At 72.1% G+C, this 25,718-nt stretch carries 20 protein-coding genes; 7 read left to right on the forward strand and 13 right to left on the reverse strand.

Going from position 1 to position 25,718, the window contains the following annotated elements:
* Nucleotides 1-329: 329 nt before the first annotated feature.
* A complete protein-coding gene (locus AC068Z_RS12335; protein ID WP_478554553.1) occupies nucleotides 330-1,337 on the reverse strand; it encodes a stage II sporulation protein M in 1,008 nt (335 codons plus the stop codon).
* Between the two features lie 131 nt (nucleotides 1,338-1,468).
* Here AC068Z_RS12335 and AC068Z_RS12340 point away from each other — a divergent pair, with 131 nt between their 5' ends.
* A complete protein-coding gene (locus AC068Z_RS12340; RefSeq protein WP_478554554.1) occupies nucleotides 1,469-2,530 on the forward strand; it encodes an RDD family protein in 1,062 nt (353 codons plus the stop codon).
* Nucleotides 2,531-2,573: 43 nt separating this feature from the next.
* Here the strand turns inward: AC068Z_RS12340 and AC068Z_RS12345 are convergent, their stop codons facing one another.
* Together AC068Z_RS12345 and ahcY are read right to left on the reverse strand one after the other, a co-directional pair.
* Nucleotides 2,574-3,188, reverse strand: a complete 615-nt coding sequence (locus tag AC068Z_RS12345) for a hypothetical protein (protein WP_478554555.1) — start codon at nucleotides 3,186-3,188, stop codon at nucleotides 2,574-2,576.
* A 177-nt stretch (nucleotides 3,189-3,365) separates the two neighbouring features.
* A complete protein-coding gene (gene ahcY / locus AC068Z_RS12350; protein ID WP_478554556.1) occupies nucleotides 3,366-4,823 on the reverse strand; it encodes an adenosylhomocysteinase in 1,458 nt (485 codons plus the stop codon).
* Nucleotides 4,824-5,329: 506 nt separating this feature from the next.
* Between ahcY and AC068Z_RS12355 the strand changes: the two genes are divergently transcribed.
* Together AC068Z_RS12355 and lepB are read left to right on the forward strand one after the other, a co-directional pair.
* On the forward strand, nucleotides 5,330-7,534 hold the full coding sequence (locus tag AC068Z_RS12355) for a fructose-specific PTS transporter subunit EIIC (RefSeq protein WP_478554557.1): 2,205 nt from the start codon (nucleotides 5,330-5,332) through the stop codon (nucleotides 7,532-7,534).
* A 140-nt stretch (nucleotides 7,535-7,674) separates the two neighbouring features.
* Entirely contained in the window at nucleotides 7,675-8,352 is a 678-nt protein-coding gene (gene lepB / locus AC068Z_RS12360; protein ID WP_478554558.1) for a signal peptidase I, read from the forward strand.
* Nucleotides 8,353-8,418: 66 nt separating this feature from the next.
* Here lepB and AC068Z_RS12365 read toward each other — a convergent pair whose 3' ends face one another.
* The 6 genes from AC068Z_RS12365 to AC068Z_RS12390 all read right to left on the reverse strand — a co-directional run bounded on the left by AC068Z_RS12365 (nucleotide 8,419) and on the right by AC068Z_RS12390 (nucleotide 14,806).
* Nucleotides 8,419-9,399 carry a cation diffusion facilitator family transporter gene (locus AC068Z_RS12365; RefSeq protein WP_478554559.1) on the reverse strand — a complete coding sequence of 327 codons (981 nt, stop codon included), beginning with the start codon at nucleotides 9,397-9,399 and terminating at the stop codon, nucleotides 8,419-8,421.
* Between the two features lie 125 nt (nucleotides 9,400-9,524).
* Nucleotides 9,525-10,676, reverse strand: coding sequence for a mannose-6-phosphate isomerase, class I (gene manA, locus AC068Z_RS12370; protein WP_478554560.1), 1,152 nt, complete (start codon nucleotides 10,674-10,676; stop codon nucleotides 9,525-9,527).
* 66 nt (nucleotides 10,677-10,742) lie between these two features.
* On the reverse strand, nucleotides 10,743-11,870 hold the full coding sequence (locus AC068Z_RS12375; protein WP_478554561.1) for an SIS domain-containing protein: 1,128 nt from the start codon (nucleotides 11,868-11,870) through the stop codon (nucleotides 10,743-10,745).
* Between the two features lie 35 nt (nucleotides 11,871-11,905).
* The gene (locus AC068Z_RS12380; RefSeq protein WP_020940431.1) at nucleotides 11,906-12,076 is read right to left on the reverse strand and encodes a Trm112 family protein; all 171 of its coding nucleotides are present in this window, start codon (nucleotides 12,074-12,076) and stop codon (nucleotides 11,906-11,908) included.
* Between the two features lie 533 nt (nucleotides 12,077-12,609).
* Nucleotides 12,610-14,226 (reverse strand): L-lactate permease, encoded by a 1,617-nt coding sequence (locus AC068Z_RS12385; protein WP_478554562.1) that lies wholly within the window; start codon nucleotides 14,224-14,226, stop codon nucleotides 12,610-12,612.
* A 157-nt stretch (nucleotides 14,227-14,383) separates the two neighbouring features.
* A complete protein-coding gene (locus tag AC068Z_RS12390; protein ID WP_478554563.1) occupies nucleotides 14,384-14,806 on the reverse strand; it encodes a DUF3499 domain-containing protein in 423 nt (140 codons plus the stop codon).
* A gap of 294 nt (nucleotides 14,807-15,100) precedes the next feature.
* Here AC068Z_RS12390 and AC068Z_RS12395 point away from each other — a divergent pair, with 294 nt between their 5' ends.
* Nucleotides 15,101-15,550: a metallopeptidase family protein gene (locus AC068Z_RS12395; protein WP_451725970.1), complete on the forward strand. Its 450-nt coding sequence runs from the start codon at nucleotides 15,101-15,103 to the stop codon at nucleotides 15,548-15,550.
* Between the two features lie 69 nt (nucleotides 15,551-15,619).
* Here the strand turns inward: AC068Z_RS12395 and AC068Z_RS12400 are convergent, their stop codons facing one another.
* From AC068Z_RS12400 to AC068Z_RS12415, 4 genes are all read right to left on the reverse strand, one after another.
* On the reverse strand, nucleotides 15,620-16,420 hold the full coding sequence (locus tag AC068Z_RS12400; protein WP_478554564.1) for an HAD-IIB family hydrolase: 801 nt from the start codon (nucleotides 16,418-16,420) through the stop codon (nucleotides 15,620-15,622).
* Nucleotides 16,421-16,621: 201 nt separating this feature from the next.
* Entirely contained in the window at nucleotides 16,622-18,145 is a 1,524-nt protein-coding gene (locus AC068Z_RS12405) for a DUF5719 family protein (protein WP_478554565.1), read from the reverse strand.
* Nucleotides 18,142-21,777: a glycosyltransferase family 2 protein gene (locus tag AC068Z_RS12410; protein ID WP_478554566.1), complete on the reverse strand. Its 3,636-nt coding sequence runs from the start codon at nucleotides 21,775-21,777 to the stop codon at nucleotides 18,142-18,144. The genes AC068Z_RS12405 and AC068Z_RS12410 overlap by 4 nt, the downstream gene beginning before the upstream one ends.
* Before the next feature lie 179 nt (nucleotides 21,778-21,956).
* Nucleotides 21,957-22,220 (reverse strand): WhiB family transcriptional regulator, encoded by a 264-nt coding sequence (locus AC068Z_RS12415; RefSeq protein ID WP_003975777.1) that lies wholly within the window; start codon nucleotides 22,218-22,220, stop codon nucleotides 21,957-21,959.
* A gap of 615 nt (nucleotides 22,221-22,835) precedes the next feature.
* Between AC068Z_RS12415 and AC068Z_RS12420 the strand changes: the two genes are divergently transcribed.
* Genes AC068Z_RS12420 through AC068Z_RS12430 form a run of 3 tightly spaced genes read left to right on the forward strand, consistent with a single transcriptional unit; the run spans nucleotide 22,836 to nucleotide 25,667 of the window.
* The gene (locus tag AC068Z_RS12420; RefSeq protein WP_478554567.1) at nucleotides 22,836-23,366 is read left to right on the forward strand and encodes a cysteine dioxygenase; all 531 of its coding nucleotides are present in this window, start codon (nucleotides 22,836-22,838) and stop codon (nucleotides 23,364-23,366) included.
* A 34-nt stretch (nucleotides 23,367-23,400) separates the two neighbouring features.
* Nucleotides 23,401-24,360, forward strand: coding sequence for a 2-phospho-L-lactate transferase (cofD, locus tag AC068Z_RS12425; protein WP_478554568.1), 960 nt, complete (start codon nucleotides 23,401-23,403; stop codon nucleotides 24,358-24,360).
* Complete coding sequence (locus AC068Z_RS12430; protein ID WP_478554569.1) at nucleotides 24,357-25,667, forward strand: coenzyme F420-0:L-glutamate ligase; 1,311 nt, start codon at nucleotides 24,357-24,359, stop codon at nucleotides 25,665-25,667. Before cofD ends, AC068Z_RS12430 begins: the two co-directional genes overlap by 4 nt.
* The last annotated feature ends 51 nt before the right edge of the window (nucleotides 25,668-25,718 follow it).

Below are 25,718 nucleotides of genomic sequence, written 5' to 3' on the forward strand. Positions count from 1 at the left end.
TCGTTCTTGCGTTTCCGACTCTATCAGATCTTTCCGATCCGATTTCCTCGGTGCTTTCCAGGTTCTCGCTTTCGCGTTTCCCTTTCCGGCGGTTCCGACTTTATCAGAAGTTTCGAGCCGGTCTGGCCGGCCATGCTTTCCGATTCATCGGGGGTGCTTCTCAGTAATCGATTTGCTCGACACTTCAAGAAGCCGACAGATTGTCACTGTCACCGACCGGACCAGGTCCAGTCCAGGCAACTGTTCGAATCTACCTCCCCGCGCGATCCGTGTCAACGGCTCTCTCGGGGCGAAGAGGAGACTAGCAGCTCATCAGGTGTGTCCGCACATCAGGCGGCCGCCGGAAGAGTGGCGCCGCGGTCGGCCTCCTCCACATCCCCCGTCTCGCCGGCCCGCGCCGCACGGCCGCCGACTGCATAGACGTAGGCCAGGAATGCCAGCTCCGCGACGACGCCGATGGTGATGCGGGCCCATGTGGGCAGGCCCGACGGGGTGACGAAGCCTTCGATGGCGCCCGAGACGAAGAGGACCACGGCGAGGCCTATCGCCATGCCCACGGCGGCTCGGCCCTCCTCGGCGAGGGCGGTGCGGCGCGTGCGAGGGCCGGGGTCGATGACGGTCCAGCCGAGGCGCAGACCCGTGCCCGCAGCGACGAACACCGCTGTCAGTTCGAGGAGGCCGTGCGGCAGGATCAGGCCCAAGAAGGTGTCGAGACGGCCCGCGGAGGACATCAGGCCGATTCCGACACCGAGGTTGAGCATGTTCTGGAAGAGGATCCAGAGGACCGGGAGCCCGAGGAAGACACCCAGGACCAGGCAGAGCGCGGCGGCCTGGGCGTTGTTCGTCCACACCTGGGCGGCGAACGACGTCGCGGGGTGGCTGGAGTAGTAGGTCTCGTACTGGCCACCGGGGCGGGTGAGCTCGCGCAGTTCGCTGGGGGCCGCGATCGAGGCCTGCACTTCGGGGGTGGCGCCGATCCACCAGCCCAGGAGGGCGGCCACGAGGGTCGACAGCAGGGCCGTGGGTACCCACCAGTGGCGCGCCTTGTAGACGGCCGCCGGGAAGCCATGGGTGAAGAAGCGGGTCGCGTCGCGCCAGGAGGCGCGACGGGTGCCTGTCACGGCGCTACGCGCGCGTGCCACGAGTTGGCTGAGCCGACCGGTCAGTTGTGGATCCGGGGCACTCGACTGGATCAGGGAGAGGTGGGTGGCGGTGCGCTGGTAGAGAGCGACGAGTTCGTCCGCCTCCGCGCCGGTCAGGCGGCGCTGGCGCTGGAGCAGGGCGTCGAGGCGGTCCCACTCGGCGCGGTGCGCGGTGACGAAGACGTCGAGGTCCATCTGTGTGCTTGCTCCTCGGCTGTTCGTCGGCGGCCCGTCGTGGATGTCAGCTTGTCGTACTGGCGCGCGATGCGCTCTCAGCTTGGCAGACTGGCCGTTCCAGGGGGCAGGTCAGGGAAGGACGGGCAGGCGTGAGTGAGCTGGTGACGGGCGAGGCGGTGGCGCTTGAGCTGCGCCCCGCAAAGTTGCCCAGCAGGGCCCTCGCCGTGTTGCTCGATCTGGTCGTCGCCGTCGCCGTCTACATCGCCGTGACGATCGGTCTGGTCGCGGCCACCGCGTCCTTGGACGAGGCCGCGCAGGTCGCGCTGTCGATCGCCTCCTTCGTTCTGGTGCTCGTGGGTGCGCCGATCGCGGTCGAGACGCTCAGCCACGGACGTTCCCTCGGGAAGCTGGCCTGCGGGCTACGGGTGGTGCGGGACGACGGCGGGCCGATCCGGTTCCGGCATGCGCTGGTACGGGGTGCGATCGGTGTCATCGAGATTCTGCTGACCTTCGGGGTCGTCGCCTGCGTCGCGTCGCTGGTCTCTGCTCGGGGTCGGCGACTCGGGGACGTGTTCGCGGGCACGCTCGTGGTGCGGGAGCGGGTGCCGCAGGCTCAGGGTGGCTTCGTACCGCCGCCTCCGCCGTGGCTGGCCGGACGGTTCTCGGAGCTGGACCTCTCGGCGGTTCCCGATGGTCTGTGGCTCGCCGTACGTCAGTACCTGACGCGGATGCAGCAGCTGGATCCCCAGGTCAGCTGGACCATGGCGGAACGGCTCGCGTCCGATCTGGCGGCCCGTACGGCTACGCCGGCGCTGCAGGGTGTGCCGCCGGCTGCGTATTTGGCGGCCATGTTGCAGGAACGGCAGGCCCGCGAGGCCCGGCGCGCCTTCGCGAACGGGGCGGCGGCGCCGACGGGCCCGACTCCGCGTCCGATCGGTCCGACGCCGACCGGTCCGACACCGACGGGTCCGACACCGACCGGTCCGTCGGCTGGGACGGCGGCGGCCGGCGGCCGGCCTCAGCCCGCACCCGCGCCCGGTCCCTACCCGGCTCCGACGTCAGGCGTCCACGGCTCCCCGACCGACCGGCCCGCCGTCGAAACCCCACCCGCGCCGAGCAACCAGCCTCACACCGCCGCGACTCAGCAGCCGGCTCCCGATGAGGAGCCCGCCGCCAATCGGCCGGGCACCGGGTTCGTGCCGCCTGCATGACCTTGGCCTGACGTCCCGGACCAGCCAGGCCGCCAGCCCTCGCTCAAGCGAACGACGACGGCGGCGACTCGAGGTCTTCCAACTCGATCCCCGGTGCTGAGAGCACCACGTCCCCGGCGATGTGGACGGCGTGCTGTTCGCCCGTGTCCAGGGCTGTGACCTGGTACTCGTCCACGGTCAGAGGGCCGTTGTCAGTGGCGTGTGCTTCTCTTTTCAGCAAGGCCCAGGACTGGTCGACGGTGCGCGGGGCGAGCACTGGGTCCGTGAAGGCGACGAGGCGTACGCGAGTGGCGGAGCCGGAAGGGGTGAGGCGCAGGAGACGGGTGGTGGCGACGAGGAACGCGGGGGACGTGCCGGTGAAGGCGTGGGCGCGCACATTGCCTTCCGTGGCGTGAGCCCCGGTCGGGTCCGTACGGACCCAGGTGACGCCGTCGAGCGCGGCACCGCGCACCTGCCAGCCGCCGGCGTGCAGTTCGAGGCGGATGGGGCGGCCGAGTTCGTCGAAGGTGAGGTCGACGGAGCCGCTGTGATCGCCCGAGGGGGTGGTCAGCTGGGATACGTAGCGCCAGCCGGAGGGGCCGGGCGCGCAGTGGAAGTGCTCTTCTGCGAGGGGGGTGTGATCGTGCGGATCGTGGAGCGAATAGCGGCCGCGGGGCATGGGGGTCCTGAGTCGTGACGGGCTGGTCCGGCCGCTGAGGGCCAGACGGGCAGGCCCCCGGCACGGGGGTGCGGGGGCCTGCCCTGAGGACCTGCTGCTGGTGAGCGCGTCAGTGCACGGACGCGCTCGTCACAGGCGACGGCTCGAGCGCTGTGTCAGTAGCGTTCGAGAGCCGTGTCAGTAGCGGTAGTGGTCCGGCTTGAAGGGACCGTCGACCTCGACGCCGATGTAGGCGGCCTGCTCGGGGCGGAGCTTGGTGAGCTTCACGCCGAGCGCGTCCAGGTGGAGGCGGGCGACCTTCTCGTCGAGGTGCTTGGGGAGCACGTAGACGTCGGTCGGGTACTCGTCGGGCTTGGTGAACAGCTCGATCTGGGCCAGGGTCTGGTCCGCGAAGGAGTTGGACATCACGAACGACGGGTGGCCGGTGGCGTTGCCCAGGTTCAGCAGGCGGCCCTCGGACAGGACGATGATCACCTTGCCGTCGGGGAAGGTCCAGGTGTGGACCTGCGGCTTGACCTCGTCCTTGACGATGCCCGGGACCTTGGCGAGGCCGGCCATGTCGATCTCGTTGTCGAAGTGACCGATGTTGCCGACGATCGCCTGGTGCTTCATCTTGGCCATGTCCGCGGCCATGATGATGTCCTTGTTGCCGGTCGTGGTGATGAAGATGTCGGCCTTGTCGATGACCTCGTCGAGGGTCGTGACCTGGTAGCCGTCCATCGCCGCCTGCAGGGCGCAGATCGGGTCGATCTCGGTGACGATCACGCGGGCGCCCTGTCCGCGCAGGGACTCCGCGCAGCCCTTGCCCACGTCGCCGTAGCCGCAGACGACCACGGTCTTGCCGCCGATGAGGACGTCGGTGGCGCGGTTGATGCCGTCGACCAGGGAGTGGCGGCAGCCGTACTTGTTGTCGAACTTCGACTTGGTGACGGCGTCGTTGACGTTGATCGCCGGGAACAGGAGGGTGCCGTCGCGGTGCATCTCGTACAGGCGGTGGACGCCGGTCGTGGTCTCCTCGGTCACGCCGCGGATCTCCGAGGCGAGCTGGGTCCACTTCTGCGAGCCGTCGGTGATGGTGCGGTGCAGGAGTTCGAGGATGACGCGGTGCTCGTCGGACTCGGCGGTGTCGACGGAGGGGACCTTGCCGTCCTTCTCGTACTCGACGCCCTTGTGGACGAGGAGGGTGGCGTCGCCGCCGTCGTCCAGGATCATGTTCGGGCCGCCGGTGGGGGTGTTCGGCCAGGTCAGCGCCTGCTCCGTGCACCACCAGTACTCCTCCAGGGTCTCGCCCTTCCAGGCGAAGACCGGGACGCCCTGGGGGTTGTCGGGCGTGCCGTTCGGGCCGACGGCGATGGCGGCGGCCGCGTGGTCCTGGGTGGAGAAGATGTTGCAGGACGCCCAGCGGACCTCGGCGCCGAGGGCGACCAGGGTCTCGATGAGGACGGCGGTCTGCACGGTCATGTGCAGGGAGCCGGTGACGCGCGCGCCGGCGAGGGGCTGGGCCTCGGCGTACTCCTTGCGGATCGCCATGAGGCCGGGCATCTCGTGCTCGGCGAGGGTGATCTCCTTGCGGCCGAATTCGGCCAGGGAGAGGTCGGCGACCTTGAAGTCCTGTCGGTTCTCGACAGTCGTCATTGCGAGCTGCTCCTCGGGGTTGGGGCGAGGTGGGTAGGGCTGGTCTGCGCGGCGGCGGACACAGGGGTGCCCGAAGAGGACACAGGCATGCCCGCGTGCGCGCAGCGCAGTCCGTCGGAGGCCCTCTCTCCCTCGGCCGGCCCGTGTCGGGACCGACCGACCGCCATCAGCAGCGACGTCTGGCTCTGTCCCAAGCTACACCGGACGACCCGGCGGCCCCAGTCCGCACCGGGAAGATCACGTCACCGAGGGCGGCTTCGGAAGCCCGGTGGACCGGGTGGGCGGGGGTTCGCGGGACCGGTGGAGGAGCGGTGACAGGACACCTACGAACGGCGGGACGGGAGGCCACAGATCGGGATGTGCCGGGACTTTCGGGCCTTTGAGCGGGGCCGGAGATGTTGCAGGATGCGGGGTGATCGGCAGGGCCGAGGGATCGGGACTGCTGATCGATCTTGCGGGGCGCCCGGGACGGCGTTCCGAGAGGACAGAGGCGTTAGGAGAACGACGTGACTAGTCCGGCCGGCCCTCCCCCCACGGGCGGCGGCAGTGCGCAGCGGCGGTTGAAGCTGCTCGCGGTGACCGCCTGCCCGACCGGCATCGCCCACACGTACATGGCGGCGGAGAAGCTCACGCAGGCCGCGGCGAGCCGTGGCATCGAGATGAAGGTGGAGACCCAGGGATCGATCGGGACCGAAAACGTCCTCGATGACAACGATGTCAACACCGCGGACGGCATCATCGTCGCCGCGGACAAGGACGTGGACCTGAGCCGTTTCGTCGGCAAGCGGGTCCTCACCGTCGGGGTCGCGGAGGGCATCCGCCATCCCGAGCGGCTGATCGAGCGGGTGCGCTCGGCGCCCGTGCACACGGCGGGAACCGCGCCCGCGCCCAAGGAAGGCGGCGCCGGCAAGGAGCGGAGCGTCGGGTACAAGGCGCTGATGAACGGGGTCAGTTACATGATCCCGTTCGTCGTGGTCGGCGGGCTGCTGATCGCGATCTCGCTCTCGCTCGGCGGGCACACCGACCCGTCGGGCGGTCTGGTCATCCCGGAGGACTCCTTCTGGATGGACGTGAACAACATCGGCGTCATCGGCTTCACGCTGATGGTGCCGATCCTGTCCGGGTACATCGCGTACGCCATCGGGGACCGTCCGGCGCTCGTCCCCGGCATGATCGGCGGCTGGATGGCGAACACGGGGTCGCTGTACGACTCCAAGGCGGGCGCCGGGTTCATCGGGGCGATCGTGACCGGGTTCCTGGCCGGGTATCTGGTGCTGTGGATCAAGAAGGTCAGGGTCCCGAAGTTCGCCCAGCCGATCATGCCGATCATCGTGATCCCGATCGTGGCGACGACGGCGCTCGGCCTGTTCTTCATCTACGTCATCGGCCGGCCGATCTCCTGGGTGTTCGAGCACCTGACCGACTGGCTGGGCGGGATGACCGGGACGAGCGCGATCCTGCTCGGCGCGATTCTCGGGCTCATGATCGCCTTCGACATGGGCGGGCCGGTCAACAAGACGGCGTTCCTGTTCGGCGCGGGGCTCATCGCGACCGGCAACCAGGCGGTCATGGGCATGTGCGCGGCGGCGATCCCGGTCATGCCGCTGGGCCAGGGCGTGGCCACGCTGCTCCGGAAGCGGCTGTACACCGAGCAGGAGCGGGAGACCGGTCTGGCCTCGCTGTTCATGGGCTGCTTCGGCATATCCGAGGGCGCGATCCCGTTCGCGGCGGCGCGGCCCGCGCAGGTCATCCCGGCCAACATGCTCGGCGGCGCGGTGGCCGGCGCGGTCGCGGGTCTCGCCGGGGTCGAGGACGCGGTGCCGCACGGCGGGCCGATCGTGGCGGTGCTGGGCGCGGTGAGCGGCGTGCCGATGTTCTTCGTGGCGGTGGCGATCGGCACCGCGGTGACCGCGCTGACGACGGTCGCGCTGGTCGACCTCGGTGAGCGGAGGCGGCGGGGCGAGCCGGTAGTCGGCGCGCCTGCCGTCGTACCCGAGCTCGCGCTGGTCGGCGCCGCAACGGCGGCCACGAAGGGCGGGGCGGTGCCGATGGCGCGTACGCCCGAAGAGGCCGCGCGCGAGGAGTCCGGGCCCGAGGAGTCCGTACCCGAAGAAACCGCGCCCCGGGGGTCCGTACCCGAAGATGCCGTACCCGAAGCGGCCGCGCCCGAAGCGGCCGCGCCCGAAGCGGCCGCGCCCGAAGCGGCCGCGCCCGAAGCGGCCGCGCCCGAAGAGGCGGCTGAAAAGGAGGCGGCCGAAGTCCTCTCCGGCTATCTCACCCCGGCCACCGTCAAGGTCCGGCTCGACGCCGATGAAAAGGGCGCCGCCATCCGGGAGATGGCCGAACTGTTGGCTCGTACCGGCAAGGTCGCGGACGTGGACGAGTTGGTCGCGACGGCGCTGCGGCGGGAGGCGCAGGGGACGACCGGGCTCGGCGAGGAGATCGCGATTCCGCATGCCAAGACGGACGCGGTGGCCGTGCCGGTCGTCGGGTTCGCGCGGTCCGCCGAGGGCGTCGAGTGGGACTCGCTGGACGGTACGAGGGCGAGGCTGGTCTTCATGATCGCCGTACCGGAGGCTGCCGCGGGCGATGAACACCTGCGGATTCTGGCGCTGTTGTCGCGAAAGCTGATGGACCCGGGGTTCCGGGAGCGGCTGACGGCGGCCGCGGACGAATCCGCGGTGCTCCGGGTGCTCAGCGAGATCGAGTAGCCGGGCGTCGGTCCCACGCGGGTGCCGCGCGGGCTTCCAGCAGCGGCCGTACGGGTCCGTGCACCGCGGGCCCGTACGGCCGTTCGCGTCGGGCCGATACTCTCTGCCGCCGCGGGAGTTCCGCGTGGGGAGGGAGTGGCATGGACGCGAGCACGGCGCGCAGGCTGACGGTGACGGCGTGGGTGATGGGACTGTTGGGACTGGCGATGGTGGCCGGATCCCTGGTGTGGCTGCGGACGGGATATGTGCTGTCCACCGTCAGCAGCGACAGCATGTCGCCCACGTACGGCGTCGGGGACCGGATCGTCGCCGAGCGCGTCGGCGGGGACGAGGTGCGGCCGGGCGATGTGGTGCTGTACTCGGCGCCCGAGCGGTACGGGTCCGGGGTGAACGTCATGCAGCGCGTCATCGGCGTGGGCGGCGACCGCGTCGTCTGCTGCGAGAACCAGGACACGCCCCGGGAGACGCTCACCGTCGACGGCGAGCCGCTGCGCGAGCCGTACGTCAAGGACGGCATCGCGGACGGGCTGCGTCGGCCGTACGAGGTGAACGTGCCCGAGGGTCGGCTCTTCCTGCTCGGCGACTACCGGCAGAATTCGCGCGATTCGCGGATGTTCCCCGAGGACCACGAGGGGACGGTCGCGCTGGATGCCGTACGGGGTCGGGTGATCGACAGCTACGCGGGGCCCCTGCTGCTGGGTGCCGCCGCCCTGATCGGGCTGGTGCTGGCCCTGATCGGGCTGATTCTCGCGATCGGGGTGCGGATCAGGCGGCGGCGTCCCGCGGTGGACACGGTGTTGTGGCCCGACCATCTGTGACGCGTCCGTCGTACGACGAAGGGGTCCGCCGAGTCACCTCGGCGGACCCCTTGTGCGTGACGGGCGTCAGTGGCCGGTGCTCTCCGGGGCCGGGCCTCCGGGCGTCGCCTCGCGGTCGGCGCCGCGGGCCGCCTCGGCCTCGCTGTAGACGTCCGGCTCCAGGTAGATGACACGGGCGATCGGGACGGCGTCGCGGATACGGGCCTCGGCGGCGTCGATGGCGGCGGCGATCTCGGTGGCCGTGTCGTCGTGCCGGACGGCGATCTTGGCGGCGACGAGCAGCTCCTCGGGGCCGAGGTGCAGCGTGCGCATGTGGATGATGCGGGTGACGGTGTCGCCGTCGACGATCGCGGCCTCGATCTTCTGGGTCTCCTCGGCGCCCGCGGCCTCGCCGAGCAGCAGCGACTTGGTCTCGATGGCCAGGACGACCGCGATCAGGATGAGGAGCACACCGATGCAGAGGGTGCCGATGCCGTCCCAGACGCCGTCGCCGGTGGCGAGGGCGAGGCTCACGCCGACCAGCGCCAGGATCAGACCGACCAGCGCGCCGAGGTCCTCCAGGAGGACGACGGGCAGCTCGGGGGCCTTGGCGTGGCGGACGAACTCCTTCCAGGACTTCTTGCCGCGCAGGGCGTTGGACTCCTTGATGGCCGTCCGGAAGGAGAAGGTCTCGGCGATGATCGCGAAGACGAGGACGCCCACCGGCCAGTACCAGTGCTCGATCTCGTGCGGGTGCTTGATCTTCTCGTAGCCCTCGTAGAGGGCGAACATGCCGCCGACGGAGAAGAGGATGATCGAGACGAGGAAGGCGTAGATGTAGCGCTCGCGGCCGTAGCCGAAGGGGTGTTGCGGGGTCGCCTCGCGCTTGGCCTTCTTGCCGCCGACGAGCAGCAGGCCCTGGTTGCCGGAGTCGGCCAGCGAGTGCACCGACTCCGCGAGCATCGAGGACGAGCCACTGAACAGGAACGCCACGAACTTCGCTACCGCGATTGCGAGGTTGGCGGCGAGTGCCGCCACGATCGCCTTGGTGCCGCCTGACGCGCTCATGTGTTCGCGTTGTCCCTTCGTACGCCGTCCCGGGCGCGGCCCCTTCTGGCTTTGCCCGTCCTTTGCCGGTGCGCCATTGTTGCAGCCTCGCCGGGGTGCGGTGCGTCAGGTGTCCACAGTGCCGGTCATACGATCACAGTGGCGCGGAAGAGCGTGCCCGTGCCGGACACTTCCGCCTTCTCCCCCGCCGCCGCGAAGACCGACTGACCGGGGCTCAGTTCGTGCTCGCCGACCCGGACGGAGCCCGCGGTGCAGAGCAGGATCTGCGGGGTGGCGCGGGTGAGGTCGTGGCGGGCGGTGCCCTCGGGCAGGACGTACCGCGACAGCCGGAACTCGTCGATCGGGGTCTCGTACACCTCCTCGCCGTCCGGGGCGGCCTCCGGGCGCAGGACGCCGGGGTCGGCGGGCTCGAAGCGGACGATGCGCAGGAGTTCGGGGACGTCGACGTGCTTGGGGGTCAGTCCGCAGCGCAGCACGTTGTCGGAGTTGGCCATGATCTCGACGCCGAGGCCGTTCAGGTAGGCGTGCGGGATGCCCGCACCGAGGAACAGGGCCTCGCCGGGCTGGAGTCGGACGTGGTTGAGGAGCATCGCGGCGATGACACCGGGGTCGCCCGGGTAGTGGTGGGCGAGATCGGCGTACGGCGCCCAGGCGCCGCCCAGGCGGTCGCAGGCGGCCGCGGTCTCGGTGACCGTGCGGGCCATCTCGTCCGGGTCGGCGGTGAGGATCGCGGTGAGGACCTCGCGCAGGGCAGCGTCCTCGGGATGCGCGTGCAGCAGATCGACGTACGGCTTGAGGGAGTCGACGCCGAGCCCGTCGAGCAGATCGGCGGCCTGCACCGGGTCGCGGAAGCCGCACAGGCCGTCGAACTCGGTGAGGGCGCAGATCAGTTCGGGCTTGTGGTTGGCGTCCTTGTAGTTGCGGTGCCCGGCGTCGACGGGGACGCCTCGGCGCTCTTCCTCGTCGTATCCCTCCTTGGCCTGAGCCAGATTCGGGTGGACCTGGAGGGAGAGCGGGGCGCCGGCCGCGAGGAGCTTCAGCAGGAAGGGCAGGCGCGGGCCGAACTTGGCCACGCACGCGTGCCCGAGTTCCCGCTCCGGGTCGGCGCCGATGATGTCGACGAGGGTGCCCCGGCCGGTGCGCGACGGAGCGCCCGGGTGGGCGCCCATCCACATCTCCGCCTGCGGTTCGCCGGTCGGTTCGACCCCCAGCAGCTGCGGGATCGCGGTGGTGGAACCCCAGGCGTAGGGGCGGATGGTGTTGTCGAGGCGGTCCATGCGGTTCTCTCTGCGTACGACGCGGGTTTCGCTCCGCGTACGACGGTCAGGGCGTCCTGAGCAAGATCAGGCGCCCGAAGCGAGCGCCAGGTAAACGGCGGCGAAATCCGTGATGGCGATCATCTCCGCGAGGTTCTCCAGCTCGCCGCCGGGCTCCGGTTCCAGTTCGCTGATCGGCGTGTCGTGGCTGAGGGCCAGTTCACGGGCGGCGGGGGCGGCGCTCAGCCCGCCGCTGGGGCGGTCCCGGAGCAGCACCACGCGTGCGTGGATCACGGGGGCCTCCTCCACGCGGTCGCGGAAGAAGTCGTCCGGGTCGGCGCTGGCGGCCAGCGGACCGGCGAGCAGGGTGCTGTGCGTGGCGAGCGCCTCGGGGAGTTCGGCGACGACGGCCGGGCGGCCGGCGAGTTCGGCGAGGGCTGCGGCGAAGCGACGGCCCGCGGGGCCGGCCGAGGTGCCCTCGGTCCAGATCACCGGGAGGGCGTCGGCGAGTTCGGCGGCCAGGGTCTTGGCAGGGTTGCTGTACGTCGCGATGGCGGGCCCGCAGCGCTCGGCGATGTGGTCGAGTCGGTCGGCGACCTTCTCCAGGGCGTCGGCCGGGGCGGTCAGCAGCCCGATCCGGTCCAGCAGCGCGAGCAGCGGGGTGAGCAGGGCCCACAGGACGCCGGGGGCGGAGGCGGCGAGGGGGGTGTCCTCCTCGTACGGCGCTGTCGCCATCGGTACGAACAGGCCGTGGGCGGTCTCGAGCGCCTCGGCGAGCGGGGTGCGCGGCGGGGCCACGGCCACGACGGTGCAGCCGCGGCGGTAGGCCTGCTCGGCGAGCAGGGACAGGCCCGGTTCGGTGCCGTCGGGGGTGGCGATGAGCAGCAGGTCCACGGAGCCGGCCCAGCCGGGCAGCTCCCAGCGCAGGGCGCCGGCGGCGGGGGCGACGCCCGCGGGGGCCAGCCGGGTGACGGGGCTGCCGGCGCCGGCGAGGGTCCCGAGGAGGTCGGCGACGCAGATGGCGGCGGCGCCGGGGCCGGCGATGAGGACGGCGCGGGGGCGGCCGTCGGGTTTGAGGTCCGTCACGCCGGCCTCGACGGCGTGCCGGGCGGCGGTGCGGACCCGGGCGCCTGCCTCGGCGGCGCCGCGGAGCAGCCCGCGACGGTCGGCCTCCGAGAGGGCCTCGGGGGTGTCGAGCAGCGATTCGTCGAGCACGGTCGGCAGCCTCCGATCGCCGGGGGGTTGGCGGGTTACGCGGGGCGGCGGGCCTCGTCGACCAGGAGGACCGGGATGCCGTCGCGGACGGGGTAGGCCAGGCCGCAGTCCTGGCCGGTGCAGATCAGCTCGGCGTCCTGCTCCTTGAGGGGGGCGTGGCAGGCCGGACAGGCGAGGATCTCCAGGAGACCGGCTTCGAGCGGCATGGGGGTCCCTTCGGGGCGGTGGGTGTCGCGGATGTGCCTGGTCAGGGTACCGCTGGTGAGGGCCGGACGCCGGGGGTTGGGGCGGGTCGGGTCCCGGGGGTGGGGGCGGGTCCGGTTCCGGGGGTTGGGGCGGGATGCCCGGGGGTTGGCGCGGGTCGGGTCCCAGGGGTTAGGGCGGGTCCGGTTCCGGGGGTGGGGGCGGGTCCGGTTCCGGGGGTTGGGGCGGGTCCGGTTCCGGGGGTTGGGGCGGGAAGCCCGGGGGTTGGGGCGGATCGGGTCCCAGCGGTTAGAGCGGGTCCGGTTCCGGGGGTTGGGGCGGGAAGCCCGGGGGTTGGGGCGGATCGGGTCCCAGCGGTTAGAGCGGGTCCGGTTCCGGGGGTTGGGGCGGGAAGCCCGGGGGTTGGCGCGGGTCGGGTCCCAGCGGTTAGGGCGGGTCGGGTTCCGGGGGTTGGGGCGGGTCCGGTTCCGGGGGTTGGGACGGGAAGCCCGGGGGTGAGGCACGCGTGAGCGTGGGGACGGCTCGCCCGCGACGATCACGGCAGCATCCACCCGAGCACCGGCGAGCTCTGCCCCACCACGATCAGGCACATCACCATCAACAGGCCGATGCTCCACGGCAACACCTTGCGCAGCAGGTCACCCTCCTTGCCCGCCAGCCCCACGGCCGCGCAGGCGATGGTGAGGTTCTGCGGCGAGATCATCTTGCCGAGGACCCCGCCGGAACTGTTCGCCGCCGCCAGCAGCTCGGGCGACAGGCCCGACTCGCGGGCCGCGGTCACCTGGAGGGCTCCGAAGAGCGCGTTGGCCGAGGTGTCGGAACCGGTGACGGCGACACCGAACCAGCCGAGGACGGGTGAGAGGAAGGCGAGCCCCGCCCCGGCCGCCGCGACGAAGTGGCCGATGGTGGCGGCCTGCCCCGAGAGGTTCATGACGTAGGCGAGCGCCAGGACGCTCGTCACGGTCAGCATCGCGAACCGCAGTTCGTACACGGTCGCCGCCCACTCCCGGACCGCCACGCGCGCGTGCACGCCCAGCACGAACGCCGTGCACACCCCGGCGAGCAGCACGAGCGTGCCGCCGGTGGACGCGACGGGCCAGGTGAACACGTTCCCGCCGACGGCCTCCCCGTCCGGACCGACGACGTCCAGGAAGGGCCAGTCGTACGTCTGCGTCGCCTCGGCCAGCCAGTCCTTGACGGCCGGGATCTGCGCGACGGAGAAGACCGCGACGATCAGGGCGTACGGCGAGTAGGCCCGTACGACCTCCCCGCGCGGGTCGGCCTCGTCGAGCTCCTCGCTGCGCGCCCCGGTCAGCACGGCCGCGCGCACCGGCTCCTCGGCGGGCCTGCGCGCCCGCGGTACGGCGACCAGGGCGCCCGCGCCGGCCAAGGCGGCGCCGATGTCGGCGAGTTGGGCGGAGACGTAGTTCGAGGCGGCGAACTGGGCCACGGCGAAGGCGATGCCGCACACCAGGGCGGGCACCCAGGTCTCGCGCAGTCCGCGCCGCCCGTCGACCAGCCAGACCAGCACCAGCGGCACCACGAGGGCGAGCAGCGGCGTCTGACGGCCCACCACGGCGGCGACGTCGTCCAGCGGCAGTCCGGTGACCTGGGCGAGCGTCACGACCGGTGTGCCCATGGCGCCGAAGGCGACCGGCGCGGTGTTGGCGACCAGCGCGACCACGGCGGCGCGCACGGGCTCGAAGCCCAGTGCGACGAGCATGACCGAGCAGATCGCGACGGGCGCCCCGAATCCGGCGAGGGCCTCCAGCAGGGCGCCGAAGCAGAAGGCGACGACCAGCGCCTGGATGCGGGGGTCGTCGGAGAGCCGCCCGAAGGAGCGGCGCAGGATGTCGAAGTGCCGGGTGCGGACGGTCATCCGGTACACCCACAGGGCGTTGACGACGATCCACAGGATGGGGAACAGCCCGAAGACAGCGCCCTGGGCGGCGCTGGAGACCGTCTGGCCGAGCGGCATGCCGTACGCGAGCCAGGCGACCAGCGCGGCCGCCAGCAGGCCCGTCAGGCCCGCCAGATGGGCCTTCACGCGGACGCCGCCGAGCAGCACCAGGACGATCACTAGGGGCAGGGCCGCCACGAGCGCGGACAGGCCGAGCGAGCCGGCGACGGGTTCCAGTTCCTGGACGTACACGGGCGCCTCCCGGGAGCCACGGATTCCGTCATGCGGAAAGCGATTTCTCACCTCGGCTGAAACGGAATGGTCGTGTCCGCGACAACGCCACGTCAATGGTCGTGCGTCATTCAATGGAACGCGCAGGCAAAGAGTTGCCGGAAAGAGTGACGCGCGGTCAGTTGTCCGGAGAGCGCAGGACCCTGAGGTGACCGCGGCGCGCGACCTCCATCGAGTCCGCGGAGCGGGCCCCGCCACCGGCCTCCGCGGCACGTTCCTGCGGGCGGGCCGCCTCGCGCACGGCGTTGGCAAGCGCTTCCAGGTCGTCGCCGCTGGGGCGGGCCGGGGCGGAGCCGTCGAGGAGGCGGACGACCTCCCACCCGCGCGGGGCGGTCAGGCGCTCGGAGTGCTCGGCGCACAGGTCGTAGCAGTGGGGTTCGGCGTAGGTCGCGAGCGGGCCGAGGACCGCGGTCGAGTCGGCGTAGACGTACGTCAGCGTCGCGACGGCGGGGCGGCCGCAAGCGGTGCGCGAACAGCGACGTACAGGGCTCACGACGTTGGACGGTACCGCACTCTTGAGCGGGCCGCGACGACTCTCCATCAGGTCACTCCACCGTGTCGTGGCGCGAAACGCCCCACACGCCCCATCTGACGCACCTCCCTGACCTGCGGCGACGGCGATTTTCGGCCGGTCGCGCAGAAGGGGGTCCGGTCATCACTTGGTACAAACCACGTCATTTGCCTGGAGATCGCCGGTCCGGGAGAGATACGGAATCGAGCCCAACCTTGGCTGGAATGGTCATCCGGCGACATGGCGTGCCGGGTGGGCGGGCGGTGGCCGCGAAGGGTGCGGCGCGGGGCACCCGGCCCCGGCGAGGACTACGCTTCACCAGTGATGGACAACCCCGTACCGCCCCGTGCCGCCGGCCCCGGGCCCCGCCGTCGTGATCGCCACGGTCGGGGCATGCGTGGGCCGATCGCGCCCCCGCAGGTGCCCCTGGCGGCGAGCCGTGCCGAGGCCTTCGCGGACCTGGTGCAGGACTCCGTGGAGCGTCTGGAGCGGCGGTGGCCGCAGCTCGCCGAGATCGACTTCCTGGTGCTGGAGGTGCCGCCCCTGAACGGGCGCGGGCAGGCCTGGAACGACGAGGCGGTGCCCCTGGGCGGCACGATCGCGGCGCGCGAGGGGCGCCCCGCGCGCGTGGTCATCTACCGGCGGCCGGTGGAGATCCGCACCAAGGGACGCGACGAGCGGGCGGCACTCGTGCACGAGGTCGTCGTCGAACAGGTCGCCGAGATCCTCGGGCTCACCCCGGAGACGGTCGATCCGCGGTACGGCGAGGACTGACCCCGCTGCCCGGACGTACGCGGAACCGCCGGGCGGCTGGGACCCGAACCACCCGGGAGCGAGGACACGTCAGCGCAGGTCCAGCGGCTCCAGTACGGGAGGAACCGGGCCGCCCGGGGTCTCGCCGAGCAGGGTGTCGATGTAGTCGGCGGTCTCCTCCCAGCCGGTGACGGCGACGCACGGGACGCCCATCTCCCGGACCGGGTAGTCGTTGCCGCCCTCGTCGAGGCGGTCGCCGATGAAGAGGACGTCCTCCAGCCGCAGATCGAGGTGCTCGAGCAGCCGCTGCATGCCGTACGCCTTGTCGATGCCCTTCTTCGTCACGTCGATGGACGTGGAGCCGCCGCTGCGGACCTCCAGGCCGGGCAGTCGCTCGGCCGCGTACGCCCGCAGCGCCGCGCGGCGCGAGCCGTCGGGGTCCCAGGCGGCCTTGGCCTGGTGGGGGGCCTGCTGGCCGAGGGCCGAGAAGGTGACCTGGCTGCCCCGGTCCTCGATCACCTCACCCCAGGTGTCGTCCTCCCAGAGCCCCAGGGACTTGGCGCCTTCCGTCAGCACCTCGATGACGAGGGACTTCTCGTCCTCCGAGAGGTTCTCGCAGTAGATGTCCTGCCAGCCGTCCGACTCCCACCGGAGGTAGCGCGTACCGCACGTGGGCATGAGGTGGAGGCGTTCGGCGAGCTCGGGGGTGAGCGGCAGTTCCTCCAGGACCTGGGTCTGGAACTGCTCGTACCGGCCGCCCGAGATGATGCAGACCTGCTTCTGGGACAGCAGGCGGATCAGGCACTGGGACATCCGGGGAGTGATCTTCGCCTTGGAGAGGGCGAGAGTGTCGTCCAGGTCGAACACCACGATGCGAGTCGACGGTTCCAAAGCGCATTCCTCTTCTTCATGATCGCCATCGGCCGGGCGGAGTCGTCTCCGGTGGCCGAGCCTGATTCTGCCGACCTCCGCGGCCGGCCGGACCAGGAACCCCCCAACCGCCTGATCTGAGCGCAACCTCCTCATCCTCGGAAAATTTGAACAACGCGTCAAGATTCGTCGGACGGGGCTCGGCGCGCCGGCCACGGGCCCTCAGTTGAGGACCGACAGATCCTGTTCCGCCTGCGGTACCTCCACCGTGCCCCGGTCGTCCGGCAGGGGCTGGATCGTGAAGGCGGGAACCTCTCCCTGGGGTGCGGACAGGGTGCGGGAGCCGTAGACCGGGCCGCCCGAGACCGTCTCGACCGTGAGCGCGTAGGTGCCCTTCAGGCCCGACGGCACCGGCAGGGCGACGGCCTGGGTCGTGCCCTTCTTGATCGTGTACGTCTTCGTCGACGCCGTTCCCGCCTCGGTGCCCGCGGACGCCGTGACCTTCACCTGGGCCGTCGCGGTCGGCGCCGTGAGCGCGAGGGTCGTGCCCTTCGCCGTGTTCTCCGCCGAGGTCGCGCGCGTGCCCACCGCGCGCGTGGCCGGGATGAACGCGGTCTCCTGGTCGGCGCCCTTGCCGCGGGTCACCCTGAGCGCGGCCACCACCGGGACCGAGCGGTCGGTGGGGGTCAGGACCACCGAGCCCGGCTCGCCGCGCGTGACATCGCCGAGGTCGACCGCGGCGGTCATGCCCGCCTTCACGTGCAGCGTCTCGTTGCCGGCCGGGGTGATCAGGCCGGACGGGGAGGCGAGCTGGACCTTCAGGTCGGCGTCGGAGTCGCCGGGGGTGAAGGCGACCAGGCGGACCGCCGTGGCGTCCTTGGGGATGCCGGGCAGGACGAGGCTGGCCGTGGGGTCCTCGGACGCCGCCAACCAGTCGCCGCCGAGCTTGTCGTCCAGGGCCTGCACCGCGGCACCGACCCGCCCGCTGCGGACGCTGACGTGCACGGTGAGGTTGGTCTCCCGCTTGCCGTCGACGAGCGTCGACAGCAGGACCGGCTCGGTGGAGTGCGGGTCGACCTGGACGCCGTCCGGGATCGACGTCTCCAGGGCGCCGTCCTTGCCGTACAGCTCGATGTCGACGACGGCCGCGGAGTCGTCCGGGTTGGTCAGGTGCACGTAGTCCGTGCGGTCGGCCGCCGTGCTGGCGCCCGGGAACCAGAACTCGGTGTCCGGCGCGGTGCAGTTGACGCCCTGGAGGCCGCGTCCGGTGCCGGCGGAGACGTCCGTGGTCTGCTGCACGGTCCAGCCGGGCGCGAACTTCCCCTCGGCGGTGCCGACGAGGGCGGGCGAGTCGGCCCCGGAGGCGTCCCCGGTGACCGGCTTGCCGGGCTCCTTCGGCTCCAGGACGGACTTGCCGTCACCCTTGGCGTCGCCTGTCCCGTCGTCCTTGGCGTCGCCCGTCCCGTCGCCCTTCTCGTCCGTCGACGTCCCGTCCGCGGCCCGCAGTTCCGCCGTTCCGTCGCTCCCCGTGCCCTTGGTGACCGGGGTGAAGGACGTGTACGTCGTCTCGGCGAGGTCCGAGGTGCTGGGCGTGGGGCAGAGCAGGCTGGTGCGCTCCACGGGCAGCACGGCGGCCGCCTCGGCGCTGTCCTTGCCGGACGCCTCGGGCGCGCTCAGCGCGGCGAACCCGGTGACGGCGGCGAGCGCGGTCACTCCGGCGAGCAGGGAGAGGGTGGTGCGGTTCACTGCTGGCTCCCGTCAGGACGCTCGTGCGGCTGCGCCGGGTCGTAACCGGGGTCGTACCCCTGCTGCTGATACCCCTGGTCGTAGGCGGTCTGGTCGTACGTGCCCTGCTGGGCCTGTCCGCCGTACGCGTACGGGTCGTACTGGCCCGCCTGGTACGGATCCGCCTGGTAGGCCTGGTCGTAGCCGCCCGCCGGGTACGCCTGACCGCTCTGGTACTGGTCGCCGTAGCCGCCGTACTCGGGGGCGCCCGCGTAGCTCGGGGTGTCGTAGTCGCCGTAGGGCTGCTGCTGCGGGACGGGGGCGGCGGGCGCCCCTTGCGGAGGTGCCGGGAACTCCTCGGGCCCGTCCTGTTCCTCGGCCTCCGCCTGGGCGCGCAGGCGGCGGGCGCGGCGGCCCTCGCCGGCCACGGCCTGCGCCGGGACGGAGGGCTCCTCGGGGAGGTCGTCGTCGATGTCTCGGCGGCGGCCGGGCAGGGCGAGGACGACGAGGACGACGGCGAGGGAGCCCTGGGCCCACAGCCAGGCGGTGTGGCCGAACGGGTCCTCGAAGGTGACGTCCAGCTGCCCGCCCGAGGCGGGCAGTTCGAAGCCCTGGGCCCAGCCGTCGACGGTGGTGCGGGTGAGCGGCTTGCCGTCCAGGGTGGCCGTCCAGCCCTCGTCGGCGGTGTCGGCCAGGCGCAGGATCCGGCCGTCGGCCCCCGCCTTGATCTCGGTGTGGATCTCGACGGGACCGGCGGCGACGGGCTGCGGGGCCGCCGACCCGGCGACGATCATGGCCCGCGCGACGTCGTCGCCGACCCGCCACAGCGCGGTCCCGCTCTTCTTGCTGAGCCGCTTCAGGCCGGGGGTGGCGTCCAGCACGCGCGCGACCTCGCGCGGGGAGCCCTGCTGGACGAGGACGTAGGCCACGGCGTACTTGCCGAGCTGGTCGGCCTGGTCGGCGCCGGAACCGGCGACCAGGTTGGCGACGGCCTTGTCGAGCCCGGTGTTCTCACCAGCGGCGGCGGCGAGTTCGGCGTCGCCGAGACGGGCGCCGGAGCCGCGGACCAGGGTGTAGCTGACGTGGGCCGCGGAGTCGCTGTCGAGGACCAGGGTGCGGCCCTGGTCGCGGTTGCCGCTCTCCTCGGCGACGAACGCCGGCACCTGGACCGGCTCGCGCCGCTCCACGGGTCCGTCGGCGCCGTCGATCATCCAGCCGGCGGCGGCGAGCAGCGGGCCCACGGCGCAGGCCAGGGCGATCAGCGCGGCCACCGGCTGGCGCCAGCCGAAGCTCTGCTCGGCCACCCGCGAGCGCGCCCCGTCGGCACCGAGCAGGGCGGCGGCCAGCAGGGCGAGGCCGTAGACGAGGGTGGCGGGTCCGGCCCAGGTGGAGTTGTTGGACAGGACCGCGAAGACGAGGCCCACCAGGGCGACCGCCCAGGCGGTCCGGACGCCGAACTGGCGCTCCGAGCGCAGCAGGGCGGCCAGCGCGGCGAGGACCACGCCGATCAGCATCAGTCCGCTGACCGTGCCGGGGCCGCCGGGGCTGGCGCCGAGCAGGTCGAGGGCGGAGGCGGCCGAGGAGCCGTACTCCAGACCGGCCTCCTGGAAGAAGCCGAACGGCAGCAGGGTCAGCGACCAGGGCGCGAGGACCAGCAGCGGGGTGCCGAGCTGGGCCAGGAAGCGCGGGCCGTAGGCGGTGATCTCGGTGCGGCGCACGGCCAGCAGGGCGACGCCCAGCAGCAGCGCGACCGGCCACACGATCGGGGTGAACGCGGTGGTGACCGTCAGCAGCAGGGCGTACGCCCAGGTGGCCCGCCAACTGCCGCGCGCGCCGGAGGTGTTCGCGAGGCCGCCGGCGGCGACGCCGGCCCGCGCGACGAGCGGCAGCAGGACGGCGAGGACGGCGGTGCCGATCCGTCCGCCGGCCAGGGCGCCGGTCGCGGCGGGCAGGAAGGCGTAGACGACGGCCGCCCACGCGCGCAGCAGGCGCGACTCGACGAGCGGACGGGAGGCGAAGTAGGCGCTGATCCCGGCGAGCGGCACCGAGCAGACGAGCAGGACGGTCACCGCGAGTCCGGTCGAGCCGAACAGGACGGAGGCCAGCATCGCCACGAGGGCCAGGTACGGGGGCGCGGACGCGGTGCCGCCGGCGCCGACCGGATGCCAGGAGTCCAGGTAGTGCGACCACAGGTCGGCGGAGTCGGCCGGGGCGGGCAGCAGGGCGCCGCCCGCGAGGGCCCCGGCGCCGAGCAGGGCACGGCAGGCGGCGAGCGAGACGAGCAGCAGCACCAGGAAGAGCACCGGTCCCGGCTTGCGGGCGACGCGCTTGAGGCGGGCGAACTGCTCGATCTCCAGGAAGTCGGCGTCGTCGCCGCCGGGTCCGGACTCGATGCCGCCGCCGTGCCGTCCGGCGCCCGCGGTGGTCTCGGTGTCGGAGCTGCCGAAGAGGCTGCCCGCGGCCTGCTCCACGGTGGCCCGCACGGTCGCGCCGGGCGGCGGGAACAGCGGCCGCAGCTCACCCTTGTCGACGACCGGGCGGCCACGGGTGCGCCGTCCGGCGATGATCCGCTCGGGCCGCAGCAGTACGCCCAGCAGACCGCGGATCTCGTCGACGGCCTGTCCCGGCACCTTGCCGACGAGGTAGGCGACGGTCCTGAGCAGGGTGCCGAGCACCAGGCGCAGCAGCACCCAGGGCAGCACGGCCGAGCGCGTGTTGACGAGCAGGGTGTAGACGGCGCCGGCCTTGTCGACCTTGTGCGGGGAGGCCGTGGTGCGGCCCGCGCAGTCGACGGTACGGCGCTCGCGGGAGGCCGCCTCGGCATGGCGTACGACCGCCTCGGGGGCGACGAGGACGCGGTGGCCGGCGGCCTGGGCGCGCCAGCAGAGGTCGACGTCGTCGCGCATCAGGGGCAGCCGCCGGTCGAAGCCGCCGAGCTGTTCGAAGACGTCGCGGCGGATCAGCATGCCTGCGGTGGACACCGAGAGCACGGACCGGACGTGGTCGTGCTGGCCCTGGTCCTGCTCGCGGCGGTCCAGGCCGGTCCAGCGGCGGCCGGAGTGGGCGATGGAGACGCCGACCTCCAGCAGCTGCCTGCGGTCGTACCAGCCGCGCAGCTTGGGGCCGACGACGGCGACGTCGTCCCGGCCCAGCTCGAGTTCGTTCTCCACGACGCGCAGCAGCTGGGCCAGGGCGTCGGGCTCGGGGGCGCAGTCGTCGTGCAGGAGCCACAGCCACTGCACCGGCTCGCCGTGCGGGAGCTCGGGCAGGTCGTAGGCGTCGTCGCGCCACGTGCGCGTGACGGGGTCCCAGCCGCTCGGCCGCTTCAGGTACGGCAGCTCCTCGGGGGTGAGGAGGGGAGCGGTGCGGGCCGCTTCCTCGACGGCCTGGCCGAAGCCGGTGCGCCGGGCGAGGTGCAGCACCCGGTCGGCGCCGAGGGTCTCGGTGACCAGTTGCGCGGAGTCGTCGGCGCTGCCGGTGTCGGCGGCCATGACGGCCTGCACGGGGCGCTCCTGGCCGAGCAGCCCGGCGAGCGCGTCGGGCAGCCAGCGGGCACCGTCGTGGGAGACGAGGACCGCGGTCACCACATGACGCGGGAACTCTGGTGTGGCAGCGGCGTCTTGACGCGCTGTCGGGTGGCTGTGCACGGACATCGAGGTACGGGCCCCGGTTCGGTGGACTGCGGTGGACGCCTGTGCCTCCTCGGGTGCGAGGGGACAGCGGGGCGTCTCGGACGAGCGACCACACTATCGGCTGGGCACGACGGCGGCCCGCCGCCTGTGGATTACCCACCTGCGACGGGCCGCCGGTTGCGTGCGAAGGGGCCGTTCGGTCAGACGGCGGCCTTCTTCAGACGTCGTCGTTCGCGTTCGGACAGGCCGCCCCAGATGCCGAAGCGTTCGTCGTTGGCGAGGGCGTACTCGAGGCACTCGGAGCGGACCTCACAGGCGAGGCAGACCTTCTTGGCCTCGCGGGTGGAACCGCCCTTCTCGGGAAAGAAGGACTCGGGGTCGGTCTGGGCGCACAGCGCGCGCTCCTGCCAGCCGAGTTCCTCGTCCGCGTCGTCGACCAGCAGTTGCTGCACCAGCTCGGTCATGTGCGCCCCTCGTCTGTCTTTCGCGTCCCCGTGATGTAGCCGTTACCGATTTCGGCTGAACGACACGAGTGAAATTACAAGTGTGCTGCTCCGGGCGAGTCAAGCCGAGATCTGCTATTGGGCCCCTTATTCACTCTGCGGAACCAAGGCCTAGCGGAAAGTGTTCAAATCGGCATAAACCTTGACACGCGGACGAGACCCGGGAGGGCCTCCGGGGCCGTACAGACCTAGTACGGAAAAAGACGCCCAGGAGTTCGATCTCGTTCCGGCGCGCGCTCGGTGGTGCCCCATGTGTCCCGGGTACGTCCTGCACAAACCTTTCACCAGCCAGATGAACCGGATGAGGTGAACCACGTCCCACAATCCGGGCGTCGAGTTGACAGTGGAGGTGTGAACCGCTGTCCTTGTGGGCATGCTCGCGAACTTGGCACTCACCTCGACCCGCACCGCCGGGTCCCTCGGTGCTGCCCACGCTCGCTGTAGCTGTTGTTGCTGTCCCAGCTGTTGAGCCACCCCTGCTCCAGCTGTCGGCCGAGCCCCGACGTCCCCCGCGGCCCGGCGTTCCGTTCCCTCTGACCTTCTCCGCCTGAGTCTCACTGAGGAACCACCGCACCCATGAACAGCGACAGCGACCTCCAGATCGCCGGCGACATCCTCGAAGTCCCGCACCTCCTCCAGCCTCCGCGCGAGCACCCGGCCACCGTCGCCGAGTTCGTCGGCCTGGCCCGCGCCATCGCCGCCGACCGCTCCCAGTGGGAGCACCTCGTCCGGTACGACGCCACCTCCCGCTGGTACCACCGGCTGCGCACCGGCCCCGGCTACGAGGTGTGGCTGCTGTCCTGGGTGCCCGGACAGGGCAGCGGACCGCACGACCACGGCCCCTCCTCCGGTGTGCTGACCGTCCTGGAAGGCACGCTGACCGAGCGCACGGAGCGCGGCACGCGCGCGTTGACGCCCGGGGCGGAGCAGGTGTTCGCGCCGGGGTACGCGCACGAGGTGGCCAACGACGCGCTGGAGCCGGCGGTCAGCCTGCACGTCTACTACCCGGGCCTCACCGAGATGCCGATGCTCCCCCAGTCTCACCTTCGTTCGACCGGGGCGACCCCCATGGCCGCCCGCTGCGAGGCGCGTCCCGTGACCGCCTGACGCGTTGTCGGACCCGCCTGCCATGCTTGCTTCCATGCGCATTGTGGTTCTGGCAGGCGGCATCGGCGGTGCCCGGTTCCTGCGCGGTCTGAAGCAGGCCGCGCCGGACGCGGACATCACCGTCATCGGCAACACCGGCGACGACATCCACCTCTTCGGGCTGAAGGTCTGCCCGGACCTCGACACGGTGATGTACACCCTCGGCGGCGGCATCAACGAGGAGCAGGGCTGGGGGCGGGCCGAGGAGACCTTCCGCGTCAAGGAGGAGCTCGCGGCGTACGGCGTGGGCCCCGAGTGGTTCGGGCTCGGCGACCGGGACTTCGCCACGCACATCGTGCGGACGCAGATGATCGGCGCCGGATTCCCGCTGAGCGCGGTGACCGAGGCGCTGTGCGACCGGTGGCGGCCGGGCGTCCGGCTGATCCCGATGACCGACGACCGCGTGGAGACCCATGTCGCCGTCGAGATCGACGGCGAGCGCCGGGCCGTCCACTTCCAGGAGTACTGGGTGCGGTTGCGGGCCTCCGTCCCCGCCGAGGCCGTCGTGCCGGTGGGCGCCGAGCAGTCCAAGCCCGCGCCGGGCGTGCTGGAGGCCATCGCCGAGGCGGACGTCGTGCTGTTCCCGCCGTCCAACCCGGTCGTCTCCGTCGGCACGATCCTCGCCGTGCCCGGCATCCGCGAGGCCATCGCCGAGGCCGGAGTGCCCGTGGTGGGCCTCTCCCCCATCGTCGGGGACGCTCCGGTGCGCGGGATGGCCGACAAGGTGCTCGCGGCGGTGGGCGTGGAGTCGACGGCCGCGGCCGTCGCCGAGCACTACGGCTCGGGGCTGCTCGACGGCTGGCTCGTCGACACCGTGGACGCGGCCTGCGTGGAGCGGATCGAGGCGGCCGGCATCCGCTGCCGGGCCGTACCGCTGATGATGACCGACCTCGACGCGACCGCGCGGATGGCCGCCGACGCGCTGGCGCTGGCCGAGGAGGTGCGGGGGGCGTGAGCGAACTGCCGTCCGAGGGCTTCCGGGTCTGGGCCGTGCCCGGGCTCCCCGAGGTCGCCGCGGGCGACGACCTCGCCAAGCTGATCGCCGCCGCGGAGCCCGCGCTGGCCGACGGTGACGTGCTGCTCGTCACCTCCAAGATCGTGTCCAAGGCCGAGGGCCGGGTCGTCGAGGCGGCCGACCGGGAGGCCGCGATCGACGCCGAGACCGTACGGGTCGTGGCCCGGCGCGGGACGCTGCGGATCGTCGAGAACCGGCAGGGCCTGGTCATGGCCGCGGCCGGTGTGGACGCCTCCAACACCCCGTCCGGGACGGTGCTGTTGCTGCCCGAGGACCCGGACGCCTCCGCGCGCGGCATCCGGGACGGGCTGCGCGACGCCCTCGGCGTCAACGTCGGGGTGATCGTCACCGACACCTTCGGGCGACCCTGGCGCTCGGGGCTCACGGACATGGCGATCGGCGCCGCCGGAGTGCGGGTGCTCGACGATCTGCGCGGCGGCACGGACGCGTACGGCAATACGCTCGGCGCGACCGTCGTGGCGACCGCGGACGAACTGGCCGCGGCGGGCGATCTCGTCAAGGGCAAGGCCGCCGGGCTCCCCGTCGCCGTGGTGCGCGGGCTGCCGCACGTCGTGGCCGACGAGCACGGGGAGGGGGCGCGCGCCATGGTGCGCGGCCGGAACGACGACATGTTCCGGCTGGGGACCTCGGAGGCGGTGCGGCTGGCGGTCACCCAGCGCCGTACGGTCCGGGCCTTCACCGACGACCCCGTCGACCCCGGCGCGGTCCGGCGGGCGGTGGCCGCGGCGGTGACCGCGCCCGCGCCGCATCACACGACGCCATGGCGGTTCGTGCTGCTGGAGTCCGCCGAGTCGCGGCTGCGGCTGCTCGACGCGATGCGGGACGCCTGGATCACTGATCTGCGGCGGGACGGCAAGAGCGAGGAGTCGATCGCCAAGCGGGTGCGGCGCGGGGACGTCCTGCGCAACGCGCCGTATCTGGTGGTGCCGTGCCTCGTCATGGACGGATCGCACACGTACGGCGATCCGCGGCGGGACGCGGCCGAGCGGGAGATGTTCGTGGTGGCCACCGGGGCCGGGGTGCAGAACTTCCTGGTGGCACTGGCCGGCGAGCGGCTGGGGTCGGCGTGGGTGTCGTCGACGATGTTCTGCCGGGACGTGGTGCGCGAGGTGCTGGGGCTGCCGGAGTCGTGGGACCCGATGGGCGCGGTGGCGGTCGGGCGGCCCGCGGAGGAGCCGAGGCCCCGGCCGGACCGGGACGCGGGGGCGTTCATCGAGGTGCGCTGAGCCCCACCGGCCGCGTCGCCCTCGGTTCCTCGGCGGTTTCGCCCGACCTCG

Source organism: Streptomyces sp. NPDC043726 (assembly GCF_056436565.1).